We start from the raw sequence: 24967 nt of genomic DNA, 5'->3' as shown, positions 1-24967 counted from the left end.
CGGTCTTGGTTGACGTTCGTTCACGCGTTCTCCTCGAACTGTATCACCCGGTATTCCTCAGGCAATGACGATTCCGTTCCCAGCGGGCGCCCTTGGGAAGTTGTAGGCAGTCATATTCGGGGCGTATCAGCTCGACCGCGCTTGACTGCGTAAACACTCGACCGCTGCTTCAAGCAGCGTCTCGTCAGGTTGCAGTGTTCCCCATTCTTTCCAGAAGTCTCGCGTGGCACTGTCTGGCTTTACTTGGGGCTGATCGAGCTTGATCCGCGTGGGAAGCAGGACCGCGTCGCCGAGCAAAAGCGCTTCACCTGTATCGAGTAACGGGAGCATTGCCGTCAAACCGACGAGAGAGTCCGGCATAAGCCGCTTGATGACGTTCTGATCGCTATCATTCGTTAGCCTGAGAGCAAGGAAGTTGTTGCATTGGGACAGGATTGTTCGGCTTACGTCGGAAGGGCGTTGGCTCACCACAAGCAAGGAGAAACCGTATTTTCGGCCTTCCTTGGCAATGCGCTCAAACGACCACAGCGCCTGCCGTTGCACGGCGTCAGCATCGTCCTTCACCGGAAGATACAGATGCGCCTCGTCGCACAGCAGTGTGATAGGTGTGCGCGCCTCCGCTTTCATCCAGAATTGAATGTCGTAGAGCAGGCGGGCAAGCGTACCGGTGACGACTGGGAGGACGTCGGCCGGAACCTCCGAGAAGTCGATGATCTTGATACCATTGCCGGAGTCTGCCCGGAGCAGTTTTACGATCTGTTTCGCAAGCCACCCATAATCGAGTGCCTCAGCAGGCGGAGAGAACATAAACCCATACCGGCGATCATCGAGCTTAGCTTCCAGACGCGAGATGAATCGGGTCAGCTTGTCTTCCCATTCTCCTTTTACGGGTCCTGTTTTACCGACACCCTTGGTGGTATTGTCGGTTTTCAGGCGCGACACCAGATCCTTAATGGCATAGGGGATAGGCGAATCAACGGTAAAGGTTTCTTTGACCTTGGCTTTCGCCGACGCATCCAGAGTTGCGCCCTTTAGGTCGCGCACGTGAAGCGTGAAACGGGACGCCTGATTTGGAGCGTTCTGGTCGCTACGATCAAGAATCATTGACAGCATTTCGTCGCGGTTCAGGAGCCAATATGGCAGAAACAGCACGTCATCTTTAGGATCTGCGAGGTCGCCGGGGCCCGCTATCCGGAAGCGTTGTGCGAAGCCGCCTTTACCCTTGTCCGCAAGTGGTTCATATTCCCCGTGCATGTCGAAAACGACGATATTGGGGAACTTCAGCTTGGCGGCCCGCTCCAAGATGAGAGCGACCGCCCAGCTTTTACCAGAACCGGTACTGCCGAGAATTGCAGCGTGGCGCTGGAAGAAGCGATCACCACTTGCGATCGCTTCAGCACTCCGATCGGCGACAAAAGTACCGAGCTTCAAACGCTCATTAGCGGAGAAACCTGCGCCCAGAATTCCCATGAACCGCTGAAGATTGCCGCCTTCGATGACGAAACAATCCCGATCGATCTGCGGGAAACTATCTGCACCGCGCTTGAAGGTATCGGTCCTATCACCATCGACAGTTCGATAGGTACCAATCACGAAGGCCTGCATGTGATCAGTAGGGGAGACTGTTAGTGCGCCGAATTCGCCACCTTCGGGATCAGGGAGTTCTTCCCGCAGCGAGCGGGTGACCCGGTCGGTCATTCCGATCAGGAATTCTGACTGTGTAGCACCTTTGATGGCGATCAGTTGACCAATACCGACGCGCGTCAGCATATCGGAATTGGTGACGTCTATTGCCACGCGACTGGTATCGACACCGGCCACGCGCCCGATCTGATCGTTTTCCATGAAATCAAGCGCCGAGCTAGTCATGCCGATAGAACTCCCTTTACGAATCCATCAAGGTCCCAGTAGTCGATACCTGGGTAGAATATTTCCGTTCCATCGATGATGAAGCGGGCACCGACGGATCCACCCTGTTCATAGAATTCCGCTGCAATTACGTTCTTGTTTTCGATAGCTATTTTTCGCGCCTTGAAGGAAAGCGCATATGTCAGGATCACTGTCTTCACTCCCGATTTGATGCGTGGCGTGAGATGGGTTTCCAAGTGATCGTCGTTGAAGCCATAGCCTATAATGAGGAAGCGGCGGGCTTTGTCGATGGCATCGTTCCCTTTTTCACGATGCTTGTCGAACGGGCTCTCATAGCCACTACGGAACTTGTTCAACCCTGGCGTAATGATCAGCCGCGGCAAGGGCAGTGTTCCAGCGTAACGTACAGGATTGCCCTCGCGATGATACCAGTCGAGACTGCCGTGCGGCTTGAAGACAATTGCCTTTGGGGCGAATTTATATCGAACGTTCCTGCCCACCAACTTCACTTGGCGGCAGAAGCTCCAATAGCTGTCTTCGGGATCGAGCCGAGCAGCGAAATGGCCGCAAAACATCGTGTCAACGCCCAGCCCGGCTTCCTCGCAGGCAAGCTCGGCAAGACGATCATAGTTCGTCGTGACGATTGGAATGCCGGTGCTTGGCTTCAGCAGATGCGGGATGAGCTTAGTGAGCCGAAGCGTTCTAGTGTTATTGAAGACCTCCGCGATGATGCTCGCCTCGGAGGCAGCGATGAAGTCGCCGGTGCTCTGCACGATGGCAGCCTCGAGGGATGCTGTGGGCGCATGTTTCAGCAGCGCGGCTTCCAGACCATCGGTTTCAATGAGAGGATGGATGTCCTCCCAAAGCTTCGTGTCTTCTGGGGACAGGCTGGCCGGTATGTGGGTTACAAGATGGCGCCCAAGCGCGCCCATGCCAGGAACGCCTTCTGCACATGACAGTCCGGAACCGACTACGAGAACGAGGCCATCGCCAAGGTGCCCTTGAAGCTGTTTCTTTAGTTCACTTAGTTCCACGGGGCCCCACTGTAGTCGCACCTCCATCCCCGGAGATGGAATACATTGTGCCGCTGGAGGTAGGCAAGTGAGATGTAAAAATATTTCAATGCACTGGCTTGGACAGCAACGGTTTTGCCGGACGGTTTAACTCGGGAATGCCGAATGAACGAGGTCCGCTTTCTGCGCTCACGACGGGAGGCGGGAACGGCAACTTTAGCGGCGATCAGCCACACCCCCACTCTCACCCCACCGCCCCCGCCGCCCGCTTAAGCGCACTACGCACCCGCGCCGCCAGCGCCGCATCAAAGCGCACTTCCGGCACGGCCACGCTCAGCACGCCGACCATCTGGCCGCCCACGCGCACCGGCACGGCGGTGCCGCAGATGCCCAGGGTGGCTTCGTGGCAGGCGGTGGCGATGCCTTCGGCGCGGATGCGGGTGAGGTCGGCGCGCAGGTCTTCGTCGCGCACACGGGTGTGTTCGGTCATGGCGAGGCGCGTGCTTTCCGCGAAGTAGCGGTGCAGGTCTGCGTCCGAGAGATAGGCGAGGATCACTTTGCCGGCGGCGAGGCAGTGCAGCGGGCGGCGGGCGCCGGGTTCGATGGCATAGCGCAGGGTCTGGTCGCTGGCTTCGGTCACCACGGCTTCCACGTCCCACCCCACGCGGACCATGAAGCTGGCGGTTTCGTTAAGTTCGGCCTTGAGCGCGCGGACCAGCGGCGCCACGCGGTCGGCCAGGGGCAAGGCCGCCGGGGCCACGCGCAGGCGCTCCAGCCCCGGCCCGGGCAGATAGCGGCGCCCGTCCCGCGCCAGGTATTGCCGCTCCACCAGGGTGGCGAGCAGGTAGGACAGGCTCGACACCGGAATGCCCAGCGCCTGCGCCACGTCCTGCGCCACCACGCCGCCGGCATGGGCCACGACGAATTCGATCACGTCGAGCGTGCGCAGCGCCGACTTGACCGGGCCGGTCTTGGCCGAAGCGGGAGCAGAGGGGGCGGAGGCCATGGGTGTCTTGTCCTTTTTGCGGGGCGGCGGTGTTAGCGTTCCACCACCCCCAACCCCCTCCTCTGAAGAGGAGGGGGCTATTTGTCTGGTCAGGTTTGGAAGAGGAGAGTGCCGCGCCGTTCGGCAAAGCGCCAGCCTTGCGCCGTGCGCACGAAGCGATCGTGGAACGAGCCGACCAGCGGCGCCGGGCCGCCGTTGAACAGCAGCATTGCGCTGGTGCCACGGGCGGTGTCAGCGCTTTCCACGTCGATCACCACGTTGCTGCACACATGGCGCGTGGTGCGCGGCGGGCGCGACTGGAACGCGGCGAGGATCGCGGCGCGGCCCACGATCGGCGCATCGGGCGCGGTGGGACGGGTCATCAGGCCATCGGCGGCATAGAGGGCGGCGACGTCTTCCCAGCGCGCTTCGTCGTTCAAGTTGGCATAGAGCGCGATCAGGCGCGCGCAGTCCGCCTCGATCGCGCGGCGTTCGTCTTCGTTAATCACAGGCGCGCTCCGGCGATGTCGGCGCCTTCGCGCAGGGCTTTGAGCTTGCGCCAGGTGACGATGGGATCGATCTTGCCATAGCCGGCAAAGGTGCCGAACCCGCAATCGGTGCTGGCCACCACGCGGTCTGCGCCCACGATGCCGGCAAAGCGTTCCACCCGCTGCGCGATCAGTTCGGGATGCTCGATATAGTTGGAGCAGGTGTCGATCAGGCCGGGCGCGAGGATCTTGGTATCGGGCAGCTTGGCATCGGCCCAGACTTTCCATTCATGCTCGTGCCGGGGATTGGCCGCCTCGAACAGCACCGTGGAAGGCCGCGCACCGATGACGATGTCGATCACGCGTTCGAGCGGAATGTCGTGATCGTGCGGGCCTTCGTAATTGCCCCAGCACACGTGCATGCGCATCTTTTCGGGCGGAATGTTGGCCGTGGCGGCGTTGAGCGCCTCTACGTTGGCGGCCGCCACTTTCAGGAATTCCGCCTCGCTCAGGTCCTGGTAACCGGTGTGGCGCGACATCGCGAGATCGGGGCAATCGAGTTGCAGGAAGAACCCGGCGTTCACGATCGTCTCGTATTCCTCGCGCATGGCATCGGCGAGGTCCGCCAGATAGGCTTCATGGCTGGGATAGTGGCGGTTGACCTGGAACGCGGTGATCAGCCCCGGCGAGGCGGCGTTCATGAACGCCTGCGTTTCGGGCGCACCATGCGCGTCGAGCGCGGCGCGGAAGCGGCGGATGTCGTCATGCAGCGGCTCGAGCGTAACCAGCTTGACCGGCCCGATGCACGAGGCGCGCACGAACTCCTGGCTGCCCATGATCGCCGAAAGCTTCTTGGCGAGGTTCGGCACTTCGGCCAGGTCTGCCGCCGGCTTGCGATCGATATGCCCGCCAAAGCCGGACAGGCGCTCGATCATGTAGGTGGAATAGCCCACCTTGCCCAGCTCGCCATCACTGACGATGGACACGCCCGCGTCCACTTGCGCCTGCACGGCGGCCTTGACGGCCGCCCCCACCTTGGCATCGAATTCGTCCGCGTCATAAGGCTTGCCCGCATCACGCGCGAGCAACAGCGGCGTGAGTTCCTCGCCCCGCGGCAGGCTGCCGACATGGCTGGTCTTGATATGGGCCACAGGGCCTCTCCCTTGCGCAATTTCACACTTGTGAAGATTTCATAGCGGCTGGGCGGCCGCGTGCAAGCGCCATTACGCCGCCCCAGCGCGATCTTGTGCCGGGCGGCGGCCGGTGAGGCGCAAGTAGAAGCGGGAGAAGTACGAAGGGTCTTCGAAGCCGAGTTCGGCGGATACCTGGGCGGCGGTGGCGTTGGTGTAGCGCAGCAGGCGATGCGCCTCGCGCGCCAGGCGGCGGTGGACGACGTCCATGGGCGAGCAGCCGAGGCGCGCGGCGGTGAGGCGCGAAAGCGTGCGCGGGGTAGTGCCCAGGGCCGAGGCGTAGAACGCCAGATCGCGGTGGCTGCGGAAATGGACTTCGACCAACTGGCGGAAGCGATCGAGCCGCGTGTCGGGCGCCGGGCCGGCGGCGGGCAAGGCCTGGGCGACGCAGCGGGCCAGGGTTTCGGCAAGCGCCAGCAATAGCGGATCGGCCGTGGTGCGATCGGCCTGGAGCGCCAGCATTTCGGCCGCGAGCCAGGCGGCGCGGCGGGCCGGCTCGGCCGCCAGCGGGGCGGCCTGCCCCTGGGTGAGCGCGCGATGCAGCGGATCGGCCGCCGCCGGGGCGCGGGCCAGGAAATCGGCACCCAAGGTGACGACATGGCCCACCACATCGGCGGCAAAGCGAAAGCCGTGGACCACGCCGGCCGGGGCGATCACCGCCACGGGCCCGTCAAGCGCCTGTTCTGCACCGTCGAAGGTGATGCGCACTTGTCCGGTGTGCACCAGCAGCAATTGCACGAAATCGGCGTGGCGGTGCGGCCGGATTTCCCAATCGTGCAAGGAGGAACGCGCTGCGATCGTCTCGATATGGGCAAATCCGCTGGCAATTCCGGCCTGTTCCTCGCCATAGAGGGCATAGCTGGGGATGCTGCCTTGCGCCATCGACTTGTCCTGAAAGTGCCATCTTATGTCAGGCTGATGCCTTCCCGCACGGGCCGGCCAATGTCAAGAAAGGGCGTGAGCGGCGGCCATGACGGACGGGCCGCCCGCGGGAGAGAAAAGCGATGAAAACCCAAGTTGCCATCGTGGGCGCTGGCCCCGCCGGCCTGCTGCTGGGCCACCTGCTGCGCGCCGAAGGGATCGAGTGCGTGGTGGTGGAACGCCAGACCGGTGACTATGTGCTGGGCCGCATCCGCGCCGGCGTGCTGGAATCGATCACCGTCAACCTGATGGAGCGGCTGGGCCTGGATGCCCGCCTCAAGGCTGAAGGCCTGGTGGAAGAAGGGTTCAACCTGGCCGATGGCGAGCGCCTGATCCGCATCGACGTGGCCGGCCTCACCGGCCAGACCGTGACTGTCTATGGCCAGACCGAAGTGACGCGCGACCTGATGGATGCCGCGCCCGAACGCGGGTTGCCGGTGCTTTATGGCGCCAGCGACGTGGCGCTGCACGACATCGAAAGCGATGCGCCCTACCTGACGTTTACCCACGAAGGCCGCGCAGAGCGGCTGGACGCGCGCTTCATCGTGGGCTGCGACGGCTTTCACGGCCCATCGCGCAAGGCCATTCCCGCCAGCGTGGCGCGCGAATACGAGCGCGTCTATCCGTTCGGCTGGCTGGGCATCCTGGCCGACGTGCCGCCGTGCAACCACGAGCTGATCTATGCCAACCACGAGCGCGGCTTTGCCCTCGCCTCGATGCGCAGCCACACCCGCAGCCGCTATTACGTGGACGTGCCGCTGACCGAAAAGATCGAGGACTGGAGCGACGAGCGCATCTGGGACGAACTGGCCATCCGCCTGGGCCCCGATGCAGCCGCGAACATCACGCGTGGGCCGTCGATCGAAAAGTCGATCGCACCGCTGCGGTCCTACGTGTTCGAGCCGATGCGCCACGGCAGCCTGCTGCTGTGCGGCGATGCGGCCCATATCGTGCCCCCAACCGGAGCCAAGGGGCTGAACCTGGCAGCCAGCGACGTGCATTATGCCGCGCAGGCGCTGACCGGCTTTTTCAAGGCGAACGATGCCGACGCGATTGCCAGCTATGCCGCCAAGGCGCTGGCGCGGGTGTGGAAATCGGAACGCTTCAGCTGGACCCTGACCAAGCTGATGCACCGCTTCCCCGACGATGGCCCGTTCGAGCGGGCGATGCAGGTGGCCGAACTGGATTACATCGCCACCAGCCGTGCCGCGCAGACCAGCATTGCCGAAAACTATGTGGGGCTTCCGGTTTGACCCCTTGGCCCTTTGACTAGCTTGGCAAGGGGGTGGGCGGGCCTCTCTCCCCCACCCCCTTGCCAGACGAGAAGCGAATTTTCCCCGCAATGTGACAATTCGCCAAGTGTCGTCACAAGGCCGTCATAAAGCGCAGACACAAGGCGCCTGTTGTTTCCCCCAACAGGCAGGCCCATGCGCCAGATCGACATTCTGCTGACCAACCCGCTGGAAGGCGGCCACGACCCGTTTGCCCATGGCGACCTGAAAGTGGTGTTTCACCCCTGGCGTGGCGCGGGCCCCCTGCCCCTGCTCGACGGGCGGCCTTGGGCCTTCGTCGATTGGCTGCTGCCCGAACTTTCGGGCCTGGAGCTGTGCCGGCGCCTGCGCTGCGACATGCAGACCGAAGCGGCCCATGTCACCATGGTGCTGGAAGAAGACGATCCCGAGGCCAAGCGCCGCGCCATGCGCGCCGGGGCGGATGATTACATCGTCGGGCCGATCGACCGTGGCACCGTGCTCGATCGCGTGCTTTCGGTGCAATTGCCCGAACGCGAAACCGTGGCCCGCACGCTGCGGCTGGGCGAATTGAGCCTGGACCTGACGGCGCTTCAGGCGCGGTGGAAGGACAAGGCCATCGCGCTGATGCCCAACGAACTGCGCCTGCTGCGCTACCTGATGGAGCAGCCGGGCCAGGTCTTTTCCCGCCAGCAACTGATCGCGGCACTGGGCAAACAGGGCCAGCCGATCGACGAGCGCACCGTTGACGCCTGGGTCAGCCGCCTGCGCCGCGCGCTGCGCGACGCCGGGGCCGGTTATCCGCTGCGCACGGTGCGCGCGCTGGGGTATGTGCTGGACAAGCCTTGATAACCAAAGATTTGTTCAAATCAGCTTCGTCGCCCCGGACTTGATCCGGGGTCCAGCTTAAGTTCGAGCGCCGCGCGTGGCTTCCACCACCCCCAAACCCCCTCCTCTGAAGAGGAGGGGGTTTTTTGTCAGCGGTTCAGAACTTGGCGCCGGCGCGGATGCCGATCGTGCGGGGCTGGTTGGGAACGATATAGACGCGGTTGTAGCAGCTGCCGCAGGCGACGTAGCGCGAGAGCTGGCCGCGTTCGTCAAAGGCGTTGGTGGCGAACAGTTCGAGCGAATACTTGTCCCACTCGCTGCCGATGGCAAAGTTGACCTGGGTAAAGGCTTCGATGCGGCCGAGCAGTTCGGCTGGATTGATGATGTTGCCTGTCCCAGTCTGCACGGCTGCGGTGCGCAAGTCGGACGCGGCCGAGCTTTGATAAGTGGCGTTGGCCTGGCCATAGACCTTGGCCGCGCCCACGGGCACGCTGTAGCGCAGCGTGCTCGCCAGCTTCCACTTGGGCGTGATCGGCAGGCGGGTGCCGGCCTTGGCGGCGACGAAATTGCCATCGCCGGTGCACTTGTAGGTCAGATCGTCCACCGCGCAGAGGTTCTTGCGCATCACCGCGTCGGTATAGGCGCCGCCGAAATTGAACGAGAACCCACCCTTGACCACATTGGCATCGAATTCCACGCCGCGAATGCGCGCATCGGGGCCATTGTGGATTTCGGTGAAGCTGTTGGCGCCCAGGTACGAGAACTGGAAGTTCTTCCAGTTCTGCTGGTAGACTGCCATGTTGAAGCGCAGCAGGCCATCGAACAGCGTGGTCTTGAGGCCCAGTTCGAAATTGGTGAGATAATCCGGCTTGTAGGCCGCCACATCCGCACGGCGGTTGATGCCGCCGGGGCGGAACCCGCGCGAGACGGTGGCATAGGCGGTCACGTCACGATCGGGCTTCCACGTCAGGTTGAAGCGATAGGTGCCGCCATCGCCCTTGGCGCGCTTGGGCACCACGCCCCCGTTTACGTAATCGCCGAGGTTGGTGCACGGGCTACCACCCACGGCCGCCGGCAGCAGGGTGATGTTGGTTTCGCCCGCCAGCTGCGCATTGCGCAAGGTGAGCCCATCGGTGGTGTAGCAACCGGCGACCCCGGTGCGCGAGGAACCGGCCGCATTGGGCGGCGGATTGCCGTCAGCGCCCTGATAATAGGCCGGGTTGCGACCGAAACCGAAGAAACCGATCAGCGAATTGTCATACTTGAAATAGCGGCCGCCGGCCGTGGCGGTGAGATTGGGCAGGATGTCGTAGCTCAGTTCCCCGAACGCGGCATAGTCCTTGTCCACGCGGTGCTGCTGGGTCAGCCACAGCGTGCCGGGCTTGCCGTTGACCGACAGCAGATCGGCCAGGCCCGCGACCTGGTAATCCTGGTGGATCAGGTTGGACTGGCGCTGGTAGAACAGGCCACCGACGAAACGCAGCGGCTCGCTGGTGGGCGAAGCGATGCGCAGTTCGTGGCTCATCTTCTTGAAGTGATCCTGCCCGATCACCTGCTGGATCGGGGTGACCTGGTTGCCGGCATTGTCCTTGTAATAGAAATAGCCGGCGAGGCCGCCAACGCCCGAATAGAGCGAGTCATAGGCTTCGGCATAGTCGGTATAATCGCTCGACGAGAACGTCTTGCGATCGAGATAGGCGCCGGCATAAGTGAGATCCCAGCTACCGATCTTGCCTTCGATGGTGAGCGAAGCCTGGGCAAAGATGTCGCGGCGATATTCGGGCAGGAAATGCTGCACCTGAAGATCGCCCAGGCTGGTGTCATAGCCGTAGGACCCGTGGCTGCGCGTATCCTGGTACATCACGCCGGGCGTGACGGTCCAGTTGTCGTCAAGGTCCACCTTGAGCAGGGCGCGGCCGCCGGCGATCTCGGTGTCGTTGTAGTTCTTCTTGACGTACTTGCTGTTGTTGATGGTGATGCCACCGGGCTTGGGCTCGAAACTGCGCGTGCCCGCGACATTGTCGATATAACCGGCATCCTTTTCATAGAAGCCAACAATGCGCAGCGCGGCCTTTTGCGACAGCGGGATGTTGACCATCCCTTCCACCTTGCCGCCGGTGCCGCCCTTGTGCACCTTGTTCACTTCCACATCCATGCGGCCGTAGTAGCCCGAGGTATCGGGCTTGTTGGTGATGATGCGGATCGTGCCGGCTTCGGACGAGGCGCCATAGAGCGTGCCCTGCGGCCCAGCCAGGCTTTCGATGCGGGCAATATCATAGACATGCACGTCAAGGTTGCCGCCGATCGTGGTGACCGGCTGTTCGTCGAGATAGACGCCCACCGAGGGCAGCGAGCCCGAGTGGTTGCCATCGCCGCCCGAAGCGACACCGCGCATGTATATGATGTTGGTGCCCGGCGTGCCCGAGCTTTGCGCCACGACCGTGGGCAATTGCTGCGTATAGCCGTTGAAGTTCGACACGTTAAGCTGGTCGAGCTTTTGCGTGCCCAGGGCCTGGATCGAGATCGGCACGTTCTGGAGGTTTTCCGAACGCTTTTGCGCGGTGACGATGATCACGTTGCCGCCATCGGCCGCCTGCGGTTCGGCTTGGGGCGCAGCATCCTGCGCCATCGCGATGCTGGCCGGCGCCAGGAGCGCGGTGCTCGTCATCAGGAGAAACCGCGAGAGACCCGCCGTGGCAATACGCATGCTTGAACCCACCCTGTTGCAATTCTTGTGCGCAAGGGTGTGCGCCGCCGTGCGATATTGCGTCAAGCGGTTACAATCTTCACCAATCGATCACAGATGAGCGTGGCAGTTTTGCAACGCATTGCCGCTGTCAGACAAAACCTTGCGGCGCATCGGGATAGGTATCGAGCACCGGGCCGAGCGCCGCCTTGAGCGGATCGAGCCAGGGTTCGAAGGCTTTCCAGCCTTGCGTGCCTTCGCGGAAAATCGGTTGGCGCACTTGTTCGGAACTGGCGGTGCGCACGGCGCGCTCGGTCTGGTAGAACGCCAGGCACGCCGCCTCGAACGGCAGGCCGCAGGCATCGAGCAGCGCCCGCACTTCGTTTTCGGTATCATCGACCATGCGTTCATAGATCACGCGATGGACCGCGCCCGGTTGCACCGCATCGACATGGGCCATGAGCCGGACATAATCGGCATAATAGCGCCCCATGTCCGCCAGATCGTAGGTAAAGCCCTGCCCCCGCGCGAAATGCTGCTTGAAGTTGGAAAAGCAGCAGCCCAGCGGATGGCGCCGCGCATCGATGATCCGCGCGTTGGGCAGGATCAGGCGGATCAGCGGCACATGCACCCAGTTGTTGGGCATCTTGTCGATGAACAGCGGGCGTGCGGTGTGGCGCTGGATGCGCGTGGTGTGCAGATAGCTTTCACCCATGCTGCGCAACTCTTCGGGCGACAGGCCCGCCAGCCCGACGGGATAATCGGGCACCTTGCGGGCCAGTTGGGCGATGTCGGGCAGTTCGCTGGTGCCTTCCACCTGGCTGTGGCTGGCCAAGATCTGTTCGACCAGGGTGGAACCGGCGCGCGGCATGCCGAGGATGAAGATCGGATCGGGCGCCGCGCACCCCGCGCCGGCGCGTGCAGCAAACAGCGCCGGCGTGGCCGTGGCGATGATCGCATCGACGGTGGCGGTGGTTTCATCGGCCTTGTAGGGAATGCGGCGGCGGCGCAGGGCATTGCCGGCGGCATAGTGATCGAACGCGGCCTGGGCCTGCTTGCGATCCTCGAACGCCTTGCCCAGCGCGAAATCGAGATGCCAGCGGTCTTCGGCGCCAAGCGCGGGATCGGCCAGCGCCTGCTCCATCGCGGCGATATCTTCATCGGCAAAGCGCACGGTCTTGAGGTTGGCGAGGCTCCACCACGCCTCGCCCAGCCCCGGCATCAGCGCGATGGCGCGGCGATAGGCGGCAATGCCGTCGGCCTGGCGGCCCACGGTCTTGAGCATGTGGCCATAGCTCATCCACACACGCGGCTGGTCGGGCGCCTGGGCCAGCACCTTTTCATAGAGCGCGAGCGCTGCATCGAAAGATCCGATGCGGCCATTGGCGGCGGCGGCCAGATTGGCGTGGCCGAGGTTTTCGGGGTCTTCCAGGGTGACTTGCTGCAACTGTTCCAGCGCCTCTGCCGCGCGGTTGGTGCGATAGAGCACCAAGGCCAGGTTGGCGCGCGCGGGGGTGAAGGCCGGGTCCAGCTCGATCGCGCGGCGTAGCAGGTTTTCCGCGTCACCATAGCGGCCGATGCGCCCGGCCAGTTCGGCAAACAGGCGGATCGCGCGGGCATCGAAGGGATCGTCCTTGAGCAGCGCGCGCAGCAAGGGTTCGGCGCGCGGCAGATCGTTGGCGTTCATCGCGGCGGCGGCAGCGACGAGGCGGGGATCGTAGGCGGGGCGCAAGGGCAGGGTCACGGTGGTCATCGCGCCACAACAAACATGGTGACGCCGCGCGATCAAGCGTTAGTCTTGTGCGATGCCAGGTGAACCAGGGGATGCGCCGCGTGAGTGATGCCAAAAGACGGGGCCTGGGTTTCTGGATGACGCTCGCCCTGGTGGTGGGCAACCTGATCGGATCGGGCATCTACCTGCTGCCGGCCACGCTGGCGCCGCTGGGCATCAACCAGTTAGTCGGCTGGGGCGTGACCATCGCCGGCTCGTTGTGCATGGCTTTCGTGTTTGCCCGGCTGGCCGCGCGCATGCCGGCGCCGGGCGGCCCGTTTGCCTATGTCATGCAAGGGTTCGGGCCGGGCGCGGGATTTGCCGCGGCCTGGGCCTATTGGACGATGCTGTGGTCAGGCAATGGCGCGGTGGCGGTGGCGGTGGTTTCCAATCTCAGCCTGCTCTATCCACCGCTGGGCAAAACGCCCGGCGCGCCGGCGGCCCTTGCTGTGGGCGCGGTGTGGCTGCTGACGGCAATCAACATTCGCGGCGTGCGCAGCGCGGGCGATGTGCAGGTGATCACCACCGTGCTCAAGTTGCTGCCGCTGGCGCTGCTGATCGGGCTGGCACTGTGGCTGTGGCTATCGGGTGCGCCGCGCGTGGTGCAGCCCGCCCTGCCGCTGTCGCCCAGCCTGGTGGCGACCGCGGCCGGCCTGACGTTCTGGGGCTTCCTCGGGCTGGAATCGGCCACCGTGCCTTCGGACAAAGTGGAAAACGCCGCGCGCGTGGTGCCGCGCGCCACGTTGTGGGGCGTGGCCCTGGCCGGCGCGATCTACCTGGGCATCGCGCTGGCCTTTCGGGCCTATATGCCAGAAGCAGCGGCGGGCGCCTCCCCTTCCCCGGTGGCACAGTTCCTGGGATCGCGGCTGGGTGGGGACGTTTCGGGGATCGTCGCGGTGTTTGCCGCGATCAGCGCGTTCGGCACGCTCAACGGCTTTATCCTGGTGCAAGGCGAAGTGCCCTGGGCCATGGCGCGCGACGGGCTGTTTCCCGCATGGTTCGGCAAGGAAACCCGCGCCGGCACGCCGATCAACGCGCACCTCGTGTCCTCGGGGCTGCTCACCGTGATCACGCTGCTCAATTTCGGGCGCGACATGGGCAACCTGTTCACCTTCATCGCCTCGATCAGCCTGGCCGCCGGCATGCTGACCTATGTGGCGACAATGGCAGCGGCAATGCGCCTGCTGCGTGATGAATGGGCGGTGGTGGTGGTGGCCATGATGGCGGGCGCGTTCAACGCCTGGGCGCTGTGGGGCCTGGGGCTGGAAGCGATTGCCTATGGGCTGGTGCTGGTGGCGCTGGGGCTGCCTGTCTATCTGGCGGTGCGGTGGGGAAAGCACCGCAACGCAACCACTTCGTCACCCCGGACTTGATCCGGGGTCCAGCTTTTTCATAGTGTTGCGCGGGGTTTCCACCACCCCCAACCCCCTCCTCTCAAGAGGAGGGGGCTTAGTTCCCCACTTTTATGCTGCGCTTCTAGCGGTGCAGCATTTTCCACAGGAGCGAGCGGTCGCGGATGATTTCGGCCGCCGCGTTGTGGCCGGGGGCGCCGGTCACGCCGCCGCCGGGGTGGGTGCCCGAACCGCACATGTAGAGGCCCTTGATCGGCGCGCGATAGTCGCCGTGGCCGAGCACCGGGCGCGCGGCCCAGAGTTGTTCGAGGCTCATGCGACCGTGGAAGATATCGCCGCCGATCAGGCCGAACTTGCGCTCCAGATCGAGCGGCGAATGGATCTGGCGCGCGATCACCGCATCCTTGAAGTTGGGCGCATGCTCGGTGATCGTGTCGATCACGTGGTCGGCCACTTCCTCGCGCACGTCGTCCCAGCTGCGGCCGTCGGGCAGTTCCGGGCTGAACTGCTGGCAGAACAGGCTGGCCACGTGGGCGCCTTCGGGGGCCAGGGTCTTGTCCACGGTGCTGGGGATCTTGATTTCGACGATGGGCTTTTTCGACCAGCCGTGGACGCGCGCGTCGTCATAGGCCTGGTCCATATAGTCCATGCCCGGCGCGATGATGATGCCGGCGGTGTGGTGTTCGGCCTGGGCCTTGCCCGGCAGCACGGTGAAATCGGGCAGTTCCGACAGCGCCACGTTCATGCGGAACGTGCCCGAGCCGGTCTTGTAGCCATCGATGGCTTGGGCGAAATCGGGCGCCAGGTCGCTGCGGTCCACCAGTTGCCGATAGAGCAGCGCGGGGCCGACATTGGCTGCAATGATGGGCGCATAGAGTTCCTCGCCGCCCGCCAGTTTGACGCCAGCCGCCTTGCCGTTGTTGACCAGAACCTTGGCCACTGGGCTGTCCAGGCTGATCTCAACGCCGGCCAGTTCGCAGGCCTTGGCCATGGCCTGGGTGATCGCGCCCATGCCGCCCACCGCGTGGCCCCAGGCGCCGAGCTTGCCGTTCACTTCGCCGAAGACATGGTGCAGCAGGACATAGGCCGAACCGGGCGTAGAGACGCCGGCAAAGTTGCCCACCACCGCGTCGAAGCCGAAGGCGGACTTGACGTGATCGTCTTCGAACCAGGCGTCGAGGAACTCGCGCGCGGAGCGGGTGAAGATATTGAGCAGGTCGCGCTGCGCCGCCAGGTCCATCTTGGCGAGCGGCCAGCCCTGCTTGGCCGCCGCGGCCAGGGCATGGAGCCCGCCGCCGATGTTGGGCGGGCATTGCAGGGCCAGATCGCGCAGCACTTGCGCCACCTTTTCCAGCGCGGCGTCATAGCGCGGATAAGCGTCAGCATCCTTTTGCGAGAAGCGCGCGAATTCGGCTTGGGTGCGTTCCGCCCCGCCGCCGAGTTTCAAATAGGTGTCAGAAAAGGGGAAGAAGTTGCTGATCTGGCGTTCGAGCACACGATAGCCATGATCAGCCAGCTTCATGTCGGCGATCACTTTGGGCCGCAGCAGGCTGACGGTGTAGCTGGCGGTGGAATTGCGGAAGCCGGGGTGGAATTCCTCGGTCACGCAGGCGCCGCCCACGATGTCGCGCCGTTCCAGCACGCGCACTTTCATGCCGGCCTTGGCCAGATAGAACGCGCAGACCAGGCCGTTGTGGCCGCCGCCGATAATCAGCGCGTCGTAGCGGTTGCTCATCGTGTGGTTTCCTTCGTGGGATCGTAAAAGGGAATGCGTCTCTGCTTCGTCACCCCGGACTTGATCCGGGGTCCCGCTTCTTTGCCAGCGCCGTGCATGGGTTCAAGCGGGACCCCGGATCAAGTCCGGGTGACGTTGGTGCTAACGTTTGCTCCAGCCCTCGGCCGGCTGGTGATGCAGTCTGGCCTCAGGGATCAGGGTGCGGATCTTGCGGGCAAAGCTGCGCAGGCACACTTCGCTACGGCCGATCGGGCCGGCGCCATAGCGGTGCGAATGCATGCCTTGCTGCACACGTTCGATCAGCCAGGTATCCTCGGCATTGACCACGCGGTTGATCCGCCAATTGGCATAGCGCACCAGCTTCATGGTGCGCTCCTGCCCCGGCGGCGTGGCACTGTCGGGCAGGCTGAACACCATTTCGCGCAAGGTGCAGGTGGTGGGCGATGTGGGCAGCCACTGCATGAAATCGACCTGGTCGGCATAGATGTCGAACGCCATGTTCGGCCAGAGCTTGTAATAGAGCCAGCGCCGCTGTGCCGCATCGGGCAAGTGCGGAACGCGCGGCAGGTGCGTTTGATAGAACCGCTCCCAGAAATGAGGGCTCGGCGCATCGACCAGATCGCCCTTCATGCGATCGACCCAGGGCTGCGCGGAAATCTCGTAGGACTTGCCGAAAATCCGGCTTAGCCCGTCGTGCGCCACGGGAATGTGCAAGTTGTCGGAATAATTGTCGCCCACGTTCTTCCAGTTCACCGCGCGGGGGCGTTCGCGCACATCGCCCATGCGGCGCATCTGGGCCAGGCGATAGGGCGCCACTTCGGCTTCATAGGGCGCCATCATTTCGGCCACGGAAGGAAAGCCGCGATCCTCCAGCCGGACGAAGACGAAGCCGTGCCACACTTCGAGGTCCACCGGAAACAGGCCGTTCTGCGCCAAATCGAGCGCAGGGTAATCGCGCTTCATCGGCACGCCGGTGAGCCGGCCATCGACCTCATAGGTCCAGGCGTGATAGGGGCAGACCAGCTTGCGCGCGCAGCCCGCCGCGCCTTCCACCAGGCGCATGGCGCGGTGGCGGCACAGGTTGTGGAACGCGCGTACCTGCCCATCCTCGCCGCGCACGACGATGACGTTTTCGCCGCAGTAAGACAGGCTGCGCCAGGCGCCGGGCTGATCGAGATCGCTTTCATGGCACACGATCTGCCACGAAGGGCGGATGATCCGCTCCATTTCCAACGCCGCGAATTCGGGATCGCGATAGATCCAGCCGGGCAGGCTCCAATCCGCATCCGGATCGGGCGTGCCCGCTTGACCAGCACATTGCGCCATCACCAAATGGCGGTGTTCATCAAGAGCAAGATCGGCCATGGGTGACTCCCCGCACATCGCCTTATTGGACGATCGTACAACAACTATCGGGAAGTGCAAGATGCAAGGTGCCGATGCCCGGACAGGGCGCTCGCCCCGTCCTCCGCAGGTTCGTGAAGCCGCGCCGCGCGGGGCCACGCGCCGACGCGCCGAACCCGATGCGCGGCGGCAGAGCCTGATCGAGGCGACGATGCGGGTGCTGGCGCGCGCCGGGGCCAATGGCGCGAGCGTGCGCGCGATTGCGCAGGAAGCCGGCGTTTCGCCGGGCCTGGTCGGGCATTACTTCACCGGGATCGATGCGCTGATCGCCGAAACCTATACCCACGTCGATGCCATGGTGACCCGCGCGCTGGACGCTGCCGTGGCGGCCGCCCCGCCCCAGCCCCGCGCCCGGCTGGAAGCGTTCGTCACGGCAAGCTTCACCGCGCCGATCGCGCAGCCCGCGCTGCTGGCCACCTGGATCGCGTTCTGGAGCCTGGTGACCAGCCAGCCGCAGATCGCCCGCCAGCACGACGACCAATACGCCGGCTATCGCGCCCGGCTGGAGCACTTGCTGCGCGAAGCCGGCGTGGCCGAGGCCGACTTGCGCCACGCCGCGATTGCGGTGACGGCGCTGGTCGATGGGCTGTGGCTGGAACTGTGCCTTTCGCCGCAGTGCTTTTCCGGCGAGGAAGCCGGCGCGATTGCACGGCGGTTTCTGGGGACGGTTTGTGGGGATGTGGCCGGGTAGTATTCGAACGCTACGTCACCCCGGACTTGATCCGGGGTTCGGCTTCTTTTGCGTAAGTCGCGCTCTGCCTCCACCACCCCCAAACCCCCTCCTCTGAAGAGGAGGGGGTTTTTTTGGTCGATTTACTTCGACAGGTCGGTGAAGAGGCTGGTGAAGTAGACCACGCCGGGGGCGATGTTCGACAACGGCACGCGTTCGTTGAGGCCGTGGGCGAATTCTTCGCTGTCCTTGATCAGCACGGGGCTGGCGCCATAGGCATCCACGCCGTTGACGCGGTACCACATCGAGTCCGACGCGCCGGAGGCCTGGGCCGGGATCACGGCAATGCCGGGATAGGCCAGGTGAATGGCCTTGTTTGCCGCATTCACGAAATCGGGGCGCATCGGGCTGGCCGGCGACGGGGTGGAGCCTTCGGTCACGTCGGTGAACTTGACCACCGGCATGTTCGCCACTTTGGCCAGCTCGGCCATGATATCTTCGCGCTTGTGGCCGGGGAAGATGCGACAGTTGATGTTGGCCGTGGCGCGTTGCGGCAGGGCGTTGAGCGCGTGGCCGCCATTGACCATGGTGGGCACGCAGGTGGTTTCGATGCGGCCGATGAATTCGGGCAAGGACCGCAGCGTGGCGATGGCAGCGGCATCGGTGGGATCGGCGGCGAAGGAGCGCATCGCGCCGGCGACTTGCGGGTTGGGCGTGATCTTGGCCGCGCTTTCGAAGAACGCCTTGGTCAGCGGGCTTTGTTCGGGGGTGAAGTGATAGGCGCCGATCGCCACCAGTGCCTGGCTGAGCTGAACGATGGCATTGTCCTTGCGCGGGGCCGAGCTGTGGCCGCCGGGATTGGTCACTTCCAGCTGGAAATCGGCATAGTTCTTTTCCGCGCCGTCCCAGGTCCAGGCGAGCGGCTTGGCGGTGTCTTCGGCTAGCATGCCGCCGCCACCATCGACGTTGATGACCAGCCCCGCCTGCCCTTTCAGCCGTTCGGCGATCAGGCGGCTGGTCTTCATGGTGGTTTCTTCGTCACCCGAAAAAGCGATGATGATCGTGCGCTTGGGCTTGAACCCCTTGTGCCGCATTTCGATCAGGGTGGAGACTGCGAGCGCGGCGTTGAACTTCATGTCGAGCGCCCCGCGCCCGAACAGGTAGCCGTTTTCCACCACCGGCACGAAAGGATCGCGTTCCCAATCCGCGCGTTTGGCTTCCACCACGTCCATATGGCCCGAGAGCACCAGCGGCTTGAGGCTGGGGTCGCTGCCTTTCCAGGTGGCGAGCAGATAGGCGGTATCGTCCACCGGCACGATCTCAATGTCAGACGGTGCCCAGCCGGCCTTGACCAGCGTGTCGCGATAGAGCGCGGCAACCTTGGGCGTTTCGTTGCCCGGCCCCTGCACCGAGCGCATGGCGATGGTCTGCTTGGACAAGTCGAGCGTCTGGGCTTCCGCCTCGGCATGGCCGGAAGGGGCAGCCAGGGCGGGCGTGGCGACCAGGGCAGCGAGGGAAACCAGGGGCAACGTCAGTTTCATCGGCGGTGTCATGGGGGGCACTCCTTTTCGCGCCGGAAACTGGTCCCGATTGGTTTCGCGCACAACCTCTTTTTGCGATGCCAGATGTGCAAAACCCCGGCGCCGCGAAGGCACCGGGGTCTGGCATTACGTCGCAAAGGAACGCGCGATCAGTCCTTGATCTTCGACGTGTCGAACGTGCCCAGGCCGGGCTTGAAGCTCTTTTCATCGAGGAACTGGCGCGTCGCTTCCTTGCGCGCGGCCACGCCGCCAAAGCTGTGCAGCGCTTCCTGGGCGCGGATCAGATAGTCTTCGGCGTTTTCATAGGTCATGTCGATCATGCGGCGCACGGCCCACTTGGTGGCGCGCAGGGCATGGCCGTCCTTCTTGAGCAGCGCTTCGGCAACGGCCTGGACGCGCGCCTTGAGCTGGTCATGCGGCACGGATTCGGTGACGAGACCCTGCGCGGCAGCCTGCTGGCCGGTGAGGTTTTCGCCCATCATCGCGTGGTACATCGCCTTGCGCAGCGGCATGAGATCGGCCGCCACCTTGGACGCGCCGCCGCCGGGCAGGATGCCCCAGTTGATTTCGGAAAGGCCGAACTGCGCATCATCCGAAGCCACGGCGATGTCGCACGCATAGAGCGGGCCATAGCCGCCGCCAAAGCACCAGCCATTGACCATGGCGATGGTGGGCTTTTCATACCAGCGCAGGCGGTTCCACCAGCGATAGGCTTCGCGCTGCGCCTTGCGCACGGCCCACAGGCCCTGCGCTTCGGTTTCGCGGAAGTATTCCTTGAGATCCATGCCGGCCGACCAGGCATCGCCCTCGCCCGACAGAACCAGCACGCCCACGTCTTCGCGGAATTCCAGTTCCTCGATGACCTTGAGCATCTGGCGGTTGAGCTTGGGGCTCATGCAGTTGCGCTTTTCCGGGCGGTTGAAACGCACCCAGGCGATGCGGTTCTCGATCGTGACGGCAACGGTATCCTCTTCCGCGCGCACGGCCTGTTCTTCTGCCATGATATTGTCCTTTCGGTGTTCTTGTTTCGGAAAATCAGATCGGGAAATGGCCGGGTTGGGTTTCCACGGTGATCCAGCGCAGTTCGGTGAAGCTGTCGATTCCGGCCTTGCCGCCAAAGCGGCCATAGCCAGAGGCGCCGACACCGCCGAACGGCATCTGTGCTTCATCGTGCACGGTGGGGCCGTTGACGTGGCAGATGCCCGAAGTGATCTGGCGCGCCACGCGCAGGCCACGCGCGGTGTCGCGCGTGAACACGGCGGCGGAGAGGCCATATTCGCTGTCGTTGGCCAGTGCGATGGCATGGGCTTCATCCCGCGCGTGGATCACGCCGACGACCGGGCCGAAGCTTTCATCGCGGAACAGCTTCATGGCCTGCGTCACGCCATCCACCACATGGGCGGGCATCAGCACGTTGTGGGTGGTTTCACCGCCGACCAGCAGCGTGGCGCCGTGATCAAGCGCGTCCTGCACCAGGCCCTGGCAGTGCGCCACGGTCTTGGCATCGACCACCGCGCCCAGCGGGGTCTTGCCCTCGCGCGGGTCACCCACGGCGAGCGTTTCGACCTTCGCCTTGAAGCGCTTGGCAAATTCGTCCGCGACGGCTTCGACCACGATGATCCGCTCGGTGCTCATGCAGATCTGGCCCTGGTTCATGAACGCGCCAAAGGCCGCGGCCTTGACCGCTTCATCCAGGTCAGCATCTTCCAGCACGATCAGCGGCGCCTTGCCGCCCAGTTCGAGCAGGCAGGGCTTCAAGTGGCCGGCTGCGCGGGTGGCGATGATCTTGCCAACCGCGGTGGAGCCGGTGAAGTTGATGCGCTTGACCTGCGGCGCATCGATCAGCGCGCCCACCACCGCGCCGGCATCGGCCGGGGCATTGGTGACGACCTGGACCACGCCTTCGGGGAAGCCGGCTTCGGCAAAAGCCTCGATAATCAGGGCATGGGTGCGCGGGCACTGTTCCGATGCCTTGAGAATGACCGCGTTGCCGCAGGCCAGTGGCACGGCAATGGCGCGCACGCCCAGGATGATTGGCGCATTCCACGGCGCGATGCCCAGGATCACGCCGACCGGTTCACGCAGGGCCATGGCCAGGCAACCGGGCTTGTCGGACGGAATCACTTCGCCGGCGATCTGGGTGGTGAGCGCGGCAGCCTCGCGCACCATGCTGGCGGCCAGGCCCAGGTTGAACAGCGCCCAGCCCTTGGTGGCGCCGATTTCGCCCATCATCGCCTCGACAAAGGCATCGGCGCGGGCTTCGAGCGCGGCGGCCGCCTTCATCAGCACGGCGCGCCGTGCATTGGGGCCTTGGGCAGCCCAGGCCGGAAACGCGGCACCGGCCTCGGCGGCAATGGCGGGGATATCGGCAGCCTGCATGGCCGGGGCCGAAGATGCCACCGAGCCATCAAGGGGATTGAGCCGTTCGAACTGCATCGTGAGTCTCCCAATTATGTTATGGTTTATAGCAATCATCGCAGGCAGCCGCAACCGGGCAGTGCCGCCACAGGCCCATCGCGGGCGGTTATGCCCCTTGGGGCACCTGCTATTTCGCCTAGGCAAACATACGGGGTGATTTGCAATTTCCGCATCAGCGCAGATTGGTTGCAGATGCTCTTATCGCCTTTTATCCATAAATTTCAAATCTATAATGGAATGCATGTATTCTGGTAGGGAAAGGGTGTTTCTTGCTGAGCGCTTAACAATTGCATTTTTTGCAAGATTGGTTCCGCATTTCGCACTTGCACATTTGCGCTGCGGCAGACAAAAGGGGCGGGCCTTTCAGGCATCCTCTCCCAAACTTTCGAAGGGCCGCCCATCTGGTGCGGCCTTTTTTTTGCCTTCTGCCTCCGCCCGCGGCGTGCGTCATTGGCCTAACGTGCAATGGCGCCAGGACAAAGCAACGGCCATCGTCGCCCCGCGGGCACGGGGGCATGTGGCATCAAAGCCGCAGCAAACGCGCCACGCACGATAACCAGAACAATCGCGGATGACGCCGCCAGGGGGCCTCACCATAAGGGGCGCAATGGGCAGGGACTGTCAGGAGAGGACGAGCCAAGTGCGCGCATTGCATACCAAATTCCCATCTACCTCGGCCATGGCATTGGGACTTGCCCTGGCTCTGGCTGCGCCGGCGATGGCAGCAGATGCGCCTGACGCAGCCCCTGACGCAGCCGACGCCAGTGGCGCGGGGCGCACGATCGTGGTGACCGGACAGGGCCTGGCGGCGACGCCCGCCACCCCGGCTTATGACACGCAGACGATTTCTGCCGCGCAGTTGAACGCCACCGCATCGGGCCGAATCGACGACGCCCTGCTTTCGGCCGCCGGCGTGCAGCAATTTCGCCGTTCCGACAGCCGCGCGTCCAATCCATCGGCCCAGGGCATCACCCTGCGCGCGCTGGGCGGCAATGCCACCAGCCGCACGCTGGTGTTGCTCGATGGCGTACCGATGGCCGATCCGTTCTTTGGCTATATCCCCATGAACGCGATCGATCCCGAGCGCCTGGCCAGCGTGCGCGTGCAGCGCGGCGGCGGATCGGGCGCATTCGGCGCGGGCGCGGTGGCCGGCACGGTGGACATGACCAGCGCCGGACAGGCCGATCTGGGCTTGCTCAACGCGCAGGGCCTGGTGGACGATCGCGGCGAGACCACGGTTTCGGGCGCGCTGGCGCCCAAGCTGGGCCAAGGCTTTGCCGTGGTGACCGGACGGTGGGACCGCGGTCAGGGTTTTTGGACGACGCCGGAAAGCCAGCGCGTGGCCGCCAGCGTGCGGGCCCGCTATGAAAGCTGGTCAACCGGCGTGCGCGCGGTGGCGCCCCTGACGGGCAGCGTGGAATTGCAGGCCCGCGTGGCCGCGTTCGAAGACAACCGCACCTTGCGCTTTGCTGGGGCGGACAATGGCATCAGCGGGCAGGATGCCAGCTTGCGCCTGGTGGGCCGCGGCGCCTGGCAGTTCGATGCGCTGGCGTATGTCCAGGCGCGCGATTTCCACGCCGTTACGGTGAGTTCAACGAGTTTCAAGAAGACGCTGGACCAATACGCCACGCCGTCCACCGGCCTTGGCGGCAAGCTGGAACTGCGCCCGCCGGTGGGCGGTGGCCACGTCCTCAAGCTGGGGGCAGACTGGCGCCGGGCCGATGGCGTAACCAAGGAGAACGCCATCTCCGCCGTCACCGGCCTGGTCACCGCGCGGCGCAATGCCGGCGGGCGAAGCGATGACGTGGGCTTCTTTATCGAGGATGACTGGACTTTGGGCCCGCTGGTGCTGACCGCGGGCGGCCGCGCCGATCGCTGGGCGATCACCCAGGGCCACTATGGCGAATTGAACGCGGCCGGGACCACGACCGTCACCTCCGTCGGTGATCCTGCCGTTGCCTCGCGCACGGGCTGGCAGGGCAGCTGGCGCGGTGGCGCGGTCTTGCAGGCGGCAAGCTGGGCCGCGCTGCGCGGGGCGGCCTATACCGGGCTGCGCCTGCCCACGCTCAACGAACTCTATCGCTCGTTCACGCTCGCCGCGCCCAATGGCAGTGGCGGCGTTTCGCTGACCACCACCCAGCGCAACCCGGCGCTCAAGAACGAGCGGTTGATCGGCTTTGAAGGCGGGATCGACCTGACCCCGGCCAAGGGCGTGAAGCTGACGCTGACGGCGTTCGACAACAAGGTGAAGGACGCGATCGCCAACGTGACGCTGTCGTCCAGCGGCACCACCACGGTGCGCCAGCGCCAGAACGTGGCCGCCGTGCACGCGCGCGGGCTGGAACTGGGCGGTGAAGTCACCGCCGGCACGCTGTCTTTCAACGGCAGCCTGGCTTGGACCGACGCCAAGGTGGAAGCGCCCGGCACGGCGCTGGACGGCATGCGCCCGGCGCAAACACCGCGCATTGCCGGCAGCGCCACGCTGGCCTGGCACCCTGTCCCGCGCTGGACCGGCGCGGTGACGCTGCGCCACGTGGGCCTGGCCTATGAAGACGATCTCCAGACCGCGCCGCTGCGCGCAGCGACCACGCTGGATGCTTTTGCCCAAGTGCCGCTGGCGCCCTGGGCCAGCCTGGTGTTGCGCGGGGAGAACCTGTTCGACACCACGATCGTCACGCGCAATTCGGGCGGCACGATCGACATCGGCACGCCGCGCACGCTGTGGGCGGGGCTGCGGATCGGGTTGAAGTAAGGATCTGGCGCCGCGTTTTCGGGAAGAGCCCTTCGACAGGCCCAGGGCGAACGGAATTCGGTACCATCTCTCGAATTCCGTTCAGGCTGCGCTT

Annotated in this window: 18 protein-coding genes; 5 read left to right on the top strand and 13 right to left on the bottom strand. The window is 64.4% G+C overall.

Features of this window, described 5'->3' with window-relative positions; translation table 11 throughout:
- Positions 1-126: 126 nt before the first annotated feature.
- The 6 genes from FHT19_RS03840 to FHT19_RS03815 form a co-directional block, all read right to left on the bottom strand.
- Positions 127-1869 (bottom strand): ATP-binding protein, encoded by a 1743-nt coding sequence (locus FHT19_RS03840; RefSeq protein ID WP_169474008.1) that lies wholly within the window; start codon positions 1867-1869, stop codon positions 127-129.
- Positions 1866-2801, bottom strand: a complete 936-nt coding sequence (locus tag FHT19_RS03835; RefSeq protein WP_211184783.1) for an SIR2 family protein — start codon at positions 2799-2801, stop codon at positions 1866-1868. The genes FHT19_RS03840 and FHT19_RS03835 overlap by 4 nt, the downstream gene beginning before the upstream one ends.
- 325 nt (positions 2802-3126) lie before the next feature.
- Complete coding sequence (locus FHT19_RS03830; protein WP_169474006.1) at positions 3127-3888, bottom strand: IclR family transcriptional regulator; 762 nt, start codon at positions 3886-3888, stop codon at positions 3127-3129.
- Between the two features lie 89 nt (positions 3889-3977).
- On the bottom strand, positions 3978-4376 hold the full coding sequence (locus FHT19_RS03825) for a nuclear transport factor 2 family protein (RefSeq protein WP_248290259.1): 399 nt from the start codon (positions 4374-4376) through the stop codon (positions 3978-3980).
- Entirely contained in the window at positions 4373-5506 is a 1134-nt protein-coding gene (locus FHT19_RS03820) for a cobalamin-independent methionine synthase II family protein (RefSeq protein ID WP_169474005.1), read from the bottom strand. The genes FHT19_RS03825 and FHT19_RS03820 overlap by 4 nt, the downstream gene beginning before the upstream one ends.
- A gap of 72 nt (positions 5507-5578) precedes the next feature.
- The gene (locus FHT19_RS03815; protein ID WP_169474004.1) at positions 5579-6427 is read right to left on the bottom strand and encodes a helix-turn-helix domain-containing protein; all 849 of its coding nucleotides are present in this window, start codon (positions 6425-6427) and stop codon (positions 5579-5581) included.
- A 122-nt stretch (positions 6428-6549) separates the two neighbouring features.
- Here FHT19_RS03815 and pobA point away from each other — a divergent pair, with 122 nt between their 5' ends.
- Positions 6550-7719 (top strand): 4-hydroxybenzoate 3-monooxygenase, encoded by a 1170-nt coding sequence (pobA, locus tag FHT19_RS03810; RefSeq protein WP_169474003.1) that lies wholly within the window; start codon positions 6550-6552, stop codon positions 7717-7719.
- Positions 7720-7893: 174 nt separating this feature from the next.
- Positions 7894-8565 carry a response regulator transcription factor gene (locus tag FHT19_RS03805; protein WP_168554440.1) on the top strand — a complete coding sequence of 224 codons (672 nt, stop codon included), beginning with the start codon at positions 7894-7896 and terminating at the stop codon, positions 8563-8565.
- Between the two features lie 136 nt (positions 8566-8701).
- Here the strand turns inward: FHT19_RS03805 and FHT19_RS03800 are convergent, their stop codons facing one another.
- Both FHT19_RS03800 and FHT19_RS03795 read right to left on the bottom strand, forming a co-directional pair.
- A complete protein-coding gene (locus FHT19_RS03800) occupies positions 8702-11251 on the bottom strand; it encodes a TonB-dependent receptor (protein ID WP_168554439.1) in 2550 nt (849 codons plus the stop codon).
- 130 nt (positions 11252-11381) lie between these two features.
- Complete coding sequence (locus FHT19_RS03795) at positions 11382-12983, bottom strand: sulfotransferase (protein WP_169474002.1); 1602 nt, start codon at positions 12981-12983, stop codon at positions 11382-11384.
- A gap of 71 nt (positions 12984-13054) precedes the next feature.
- Here FHT19_RS03795 and FHT19_RS03790 point away from each other — a divergent pair, with 71 nt between their 5' ends.
- Positions 13055-14374, top strand: a complete 1320-nt coding sequence (locus tag FHT19_RS03790) for an amino acid permease (protein ID WP_169474001.1) — start codon at positions 13055-13057, stop codon at positions 14372-14374.
- 103 nt (positions 14375-14477) lie between these two features.
- Here the strand turns inward: FHT19_RS03790 and FHT19_RS03785 are convergent, their stop codons facing one another.
- Together FHT19_RS03785 and FHT19_RS03780 are read right to left on the bottom strand one after the other, a co-directional pair.
- A complete protein-coding gene (locus FHT19_RS03785; protein WP_169474000.1) occupies positions 14478-16088 on the bottom strand; it encodes an NAD(P)/FAD-dependent oxidoreductase in 1611 nt (536 codons plus the stop codon).
- 141 nt (positions 16089-16229) lie between these two features.
- Positions 16230-17414, bottom strand: a complete 1185-nt coding sequence (locus FHT19_RS03780) for an aromatic ring-hydroxylating dioxygenase subunit alpha (RefSeq protein ID WP_169474914.1) — start codon at positions 17412-17414, stop codon at positions 16230-16232.
- Between the two features lie 100 nt (positions 17415-17514).
- Between FHT19_RS03780 and betI the strand changes: the two genes are divergently transcribed.
- Positions 17515-18183: a transcriptional regulator BetI gene (betI, locus tag FHT19_RS03775; RefSeq protein ID WP_169473999.1), complete on the top strand. Its 669-nt coding sequence runs from the start codon at positions 17515-17517 to the stop codon at positions 18181-18183.
- 122 nt (positions 18184-18305) lie between these two features.
- Here the strand turns inward: betI and FHT19_RS03770 are convergent, their stop codons facing one another.
- From FHT19_RS03770 to FHT19_RS03760, 3 genes are all read right to left on the bottom strand, one after another.
- Positions 18306-19715: a M20/M25/M40 family metallo-hydrolase gene (locus FHT19_RS03770; protein WP_248290258.1), complete on the bottom strand. Its 1410-nt coding sequence runs from the start codon at positions 19713-19715 to the stop codon at positions 18306-18308.
- Between the two features lie 137 nt (positions 19716-19852).
- A complete protein-coding gene (locus FHT19_RS03765) occupies positions 19853-20704 on the bottom strand; it encodes a p-hydroxycinnamoyl CoA hydratase/lyase (RefSeq protein ID WP_168554433.1) in 852 nt (283 codons plus the stop codon).
- Between the two features lie 34 nt (positions 20705-20738).
- Positions 20739-22139: an aldehyde dehydrogenase gene (locus FHT19_RS03760; RefSeq protein WP_169473998.1), complete on the bottom strand. Its 1401-nt coding sequence runs from the start codon at positions 22137-22139 to the stop codon at positions 20739-20741.
- A 661-nt stretch (positions 22140-22800) separates the two neighbouring features.
- Here FHT19_RS03760 and FHT19_RS03755 point away from each other — a divergent pair.
- The gene (locus FHT19_RS03755; RefSeq protein WP_169473997.1) at positions 22801-24873 is read left to right on the top strand and encodes a TonB-dependent receptor; all 2073 of its coding nucleotides are present in this window, start codon (positions 22801-22803) and stop codon (positions 24871-24873) included.
- Positions 24874-24967 lie beyond the last annotated feature (94 nt).

The sequence above is a fragment of the Novosphingobium sp. SG919 genome (genome assembly GCF_012932495.1).
GTDB lineage: Bacteria > Pseudomonadota > Alphaproteobacteria > Sphingomonadales > Sphingomonadaceae > Novosphingobium > Novosphingobium rhizosphaerae.
The sequence above is the reverse complement of the archived record's forward strand: the minus strand, read 5'-3'. Positions and strand labels throughout refer to the sequence as shown.